Source organism: bacterium (assembly GCA_041648665.1).
In the GTDB taxonomy this organism is placed as follows: Bacteria; UBA10199; UBA10199; order 2-02-FULL-44-16; family JAAZCA01; genus JAFGMW01.
On record JBAZOP010000171.1, the window covers coordinates 1 to 3840 of the forward strand.

Consider the following 3840-nt stretch of genomic DNA (forward strand, 5'->3'; position numbering starts at 1 on the left):
CGGGCGGGAGGTGCTGTTTGAATGAGAGAAGCGTGAAAATAGTTATGGTGGACGACAACCTCGTCGTCGTCGACCTCAAGGGCATGGGCGGCAAGGGAGTGCCTTGCATGATGAACGAAGAGGCGTTCATAGGGCCGATGAATCTGCGCGGCGAGGTGATACGCGTGCGCGGAACGCACGCAGACCTCCAGGCGTATGAGGACACCACCGGTCTCATGGTCGGCCAGGACGCCACCCTCACCGGCCATCTGCTCGAGGTGGAGCTCGGGCCGGGCCTGATAGGCGGCACGCTGGACGGTCTGGGCAACATGCTCGCCGGATACGGCGACTTCCTGTCGCGCGGCATGATCGTCTCCCCGCTCGACCGCTCGAAGAAATGGAAGTTCGAGGCGAAGGCGAAGGACGGAGACGCGGCGACAGGCGGCTCGGTGATAGGCGTGGTCCATGAGACGCCCCTCGTAGAACACAGGATCATGGTGCCGCCGCTCTTCCCTGATGGAAAGATAGAAGGGATAAAGAGCGGCGAGTACACGGTCGACGACGTGATCGCAAACCTGGTGGACGCAGAAGGACGCCTTCGCGAGATCAAGCTCATGCAGAGGTGGCCCGTCAGGGTCCCGAGGCCGGTCTCGGCCAGGCTCGCGCTCTCCGAGGTGCTCAACACCGGCGTCAGGATCATCGACGGGCTGAACCCGGTGATGCTCGGCGGCACCGCCTGCACGCCGGGCGATTTCGGCACGGGCAAGACCATGTGCCAGCACGACCTGGCGCGCCACACCAAGGTGAAGATAGTGATCTACGTGGGATGCGGCGAGCGCGCCGGAGAGATGGTGGAGCTGATTCACGAGTTCCCGAAGCTCAAGGACCCCGAGACCGGAAGGCCGCTGATGGAGCGCACCGTGCTCTTCGCCAACACGAGCGCGATGCCGGTGGCCGCGAGGGAAGGCTCGATCATGGTCGGCGCCACTCTGGGCGAGTACTTCCGCGACATGGGTTATGACGTGCTGCTGCTGACCGACAGCCTCTCGCGCCAGGCGCAGGGCATGAGGGAGATGAGCGGCAGGCTCGGCGAGATACCCGGGCCGCAGGCATTCCCCGCCTACATGAGCGCTTATCTCACGCGATGGTTCGAGAGGGCGGGCAAGGTCCTCTGCCTGGGCGGAAGCAAGGAGAGGCGCGTGGGCAGCATGACTACTGTGGCAGCGCTCTCTCCGGACGGCGGCGACATCGCCGGCGATCCTCCGACGCAGGCGGCGATCCAGACCGCGAAGGTGGCCCTGATCCTGTCGCGCAAGCGAGCGGCTGCGCGCCTCTTCCCTGCGTTCGATCCGCTCGAGTGCCATTCCAAGTATCTGGACACCTCTTCGGAGGCGCTCACGCGGTTCTTCGAGAAGAAGGGGCTCCCCCTGTGGCTCGATTACGTGAGGGCGATCCGCGGCGCCGTCGTGGAAGGCGATAGGATAAAATCCCAGATGGAGATATTGGGCGAGCGCGGCATAGCGGATTTCGAATACCGAAAATATCTCATGGGCGAGACCGTTCAGAAGGGCTATCTCAACCAGAACACGTTCGACGAGAACGACCGCGCGACCTCCCTCGAAAGACACTACGCGATGATGAAGTTTTTCGTTCACCTCTTCGACATATTCCCGCAGAAGGACAAGACCTCGATGAGAAGGCTCCAGGAGGAGCTGCTCTTCGAGATAACCCAGGCCAATTATGCCGCTGACTATGAGAAGGCGTATCAGGCCATCCTGAACAAGGTACAGGAGGGCGGCAGGTGAAGATAGTATATTGCGACATAGTGAACATAGACGGGCCGATCCTCCAGGTGCGCGGCGTGACCGGCGTGTCCATGGGCGAGGAGGCCCTCCTCGAAGGCTACGGCATGGCCAAGGTCGTGAAGATCCAGGGCGACACGGTCTTCATGCAGTCGCTGCAGGGCAGCATGGGAGTGAAGACCACGCAGAGGACCGAGTTCACCGGCCACCCGTTCGAGATATCCTTCAATCCCGAGAGCATAATGGGGAGGGTCTTCAACGGAATCGGAAGGCCGAGGGACGCGCGTCCCGAGATCGAGGGGATCAAGATTCCGGTGGAGGGCGCGGTGGTCAACCCGATGCGCCGCGCCATGGGGCAGGGTTACATCGAGACCGGCATCCCAGCGATAGACGGGCCGAACACGATCGTGAGGGGCCAGAAGATACCGATCTACAAGCTCCCCGGCGAGGACGTGAACGACATCATCGCGAGGATAATCAGGCAGGCCAGGGTGGCGGGCCAGGAGCAGTTCAGCGTGGTCTTCGGAGGGCTCGGCCTCCTCAACGAGGAGTACATCTTCTTCCGCGAGGTGCTCGAGGACGCGGCCGCGCGCACCGTGATGGTGGTGAACCTCGGCAACGAGTCTCCGATCGAGAGGCTGAACGTGCCGCACATCTGCTGCTCGTTCGCAGAGCAGCTGGCGCTGGCGGGCCAGCACGTGCTCGTGGTGATGACCGACATGCTCCGCTACGCCGACGCCCTCATGGAGGTCTCGAACGCGCAGGGCAAGATCCCCTCGCGCGACGGGTATCCGGGCGATCTCTACTCCAGGCTCGCGCGCATCTACGAGCGTGCCGTCAACTTCGGCGCCCCGCGCGGGTCGGTGACGATCATAGGCGTGAACTCCGTCCCGGACAACGACCTCTCCCACATCGTCGCCAACCTCACCGGCTACATCACCGAGGGCCAGCTGCCTGTTGAGCGCGGCCGCTTCGACATCATGAAGTGCCTATCAAGGCTCAAGGGGCTTGTGGTCGGCAAGGAGACCAGGACCGACCACGGGCCGATCATGGACGCCTGCGTCTCCGCGTACGCGAACGCGCTGGCGCTCCGTGAGCAGCAGGAGATGGGCTTCACCATCACAGACGAGGTGGACATCGCGTATCTGAAATTCGCCGATCAATTTGAGAACAGGTTTTTGCCGGCCGACCAGGACCTCACGCTCGACCGCACGCTCGATCTTGCGTGGGAGCTGGCCGGCATCCTCCCGAAGAGGGTGCTGCGCATCAAGAAGGAGATCCTGGATGCGCGCTGGAAGGGCAAGGAGGCGTAGGGCATGACCCAGGTGTCAAAGGGCGCGTTGAGGGCGAACAGGCTCAAGGTGGCCAGGCTCAATAAGGCCGTGCCTACGCTGGACCTGCGCCGCAAGCAGCTCACCAGGGAGATGATGAGCTGGGACGAGCGCATGCGCAGGATGCGGATCGAGCGCGACGAGCTTGCGGCGAAGATGGAGGCCAACCCTCACCCTGAGATCGAAAAATTGGTCTCGATCGTATCCGTGGAGATCGTCGACATCAACATCGCCGGCGTGATCCTCAAGGAGCTGAAGTCGGTGAAATTCGTCGTCGCGCCTTACAGCCTGATCATGACGCCTCCATCGTTCGACTACTTCGCGATGCTGAGGTCGAAGCATCTCGAGTCCCTAGAACGGCTGAGGATCATGGAGGAGTCGTTCGAGAGGCTGTCCGACGAGCTCGCCGTGACCACGCAGAGGATAAACCTGTTCGAGAAGAGGCTCATACCTCAATGCGAAGAGGGCATAAGGTATATCCGCGGCAGGCTGGAGGACAACGAGCGCTCCACCGTGATGGTTGCGAAGATAGCGCAGGCCTCGTTGCTCGGGAAACAGGAATCGTTCGAGAGCGCATAATGGCCATAGTCAAGATGAAACGGGTGACGTTTCTCACCCTCGCCAGAGAGGGCGACTCTCTCATGCGCATGGTCCAGAAGCTGGGCGTGCTGCATCCAGAGCATATCGCCGAGCCCGGCGAGTCGATCGCTGCGGCGCAGCTCGAACAC

At 62.2% G+C, this 3840-nt stretch carries 3 protein-coding genes; all 3 read left to right on the plus strand.

Annotation, left to right across the window (positions count from 1 at the left end; all coding sequences use genetic code 11):
- Positions 1 to 32: 32 nt before the first annotated feature.
- Genes WC683_20135 through WC683_20145 form a run of 3 tightly spaced genes read left to right on the plus strand, consistent with a single transcriptional unit; the run spans position 33 to position 3691 of the window.
- Positions 33 to 1784 carry a V-type ATP synthase subunit A gene (locus WC683_20135; GenBank protein MFA4974919.1) on the plus strand — a complete coding sequence of 584 codons (1752 nt, stop codon included), beginning with the start codon at positions 33 to 35 and terminating at the stop codon, positions 1782 to 1784.
- Positions 1781 to 3094: a V-type ATP synthase subunit B gene (locus WC683_20140; protein MFA4974920.1), complete on the plus strand. Its 1314-nt coding sequence runs from the start codon at positions 1781 to 1783 to the stop codon at positions 3092 to 3094. The genes WC683_20135 and WC683_20140 overlap by 4 nt, the downstream gene beginning before the upstream one ends.
- A 3-nt stretch (positions 3095 to 3097) precedes the next feature.
- A complete protein-coding gene (locus WC683_20145) occupies positions 3098 to 3691 on the plus strand; it encodes a V-type ATP synthase subunit D (GenBank protein ID MFA4974921.1) in 594 nt (197 codons plus the stop codon).
- Positions 3692 to 3840 lie beyond the last annotated feature (149 nt).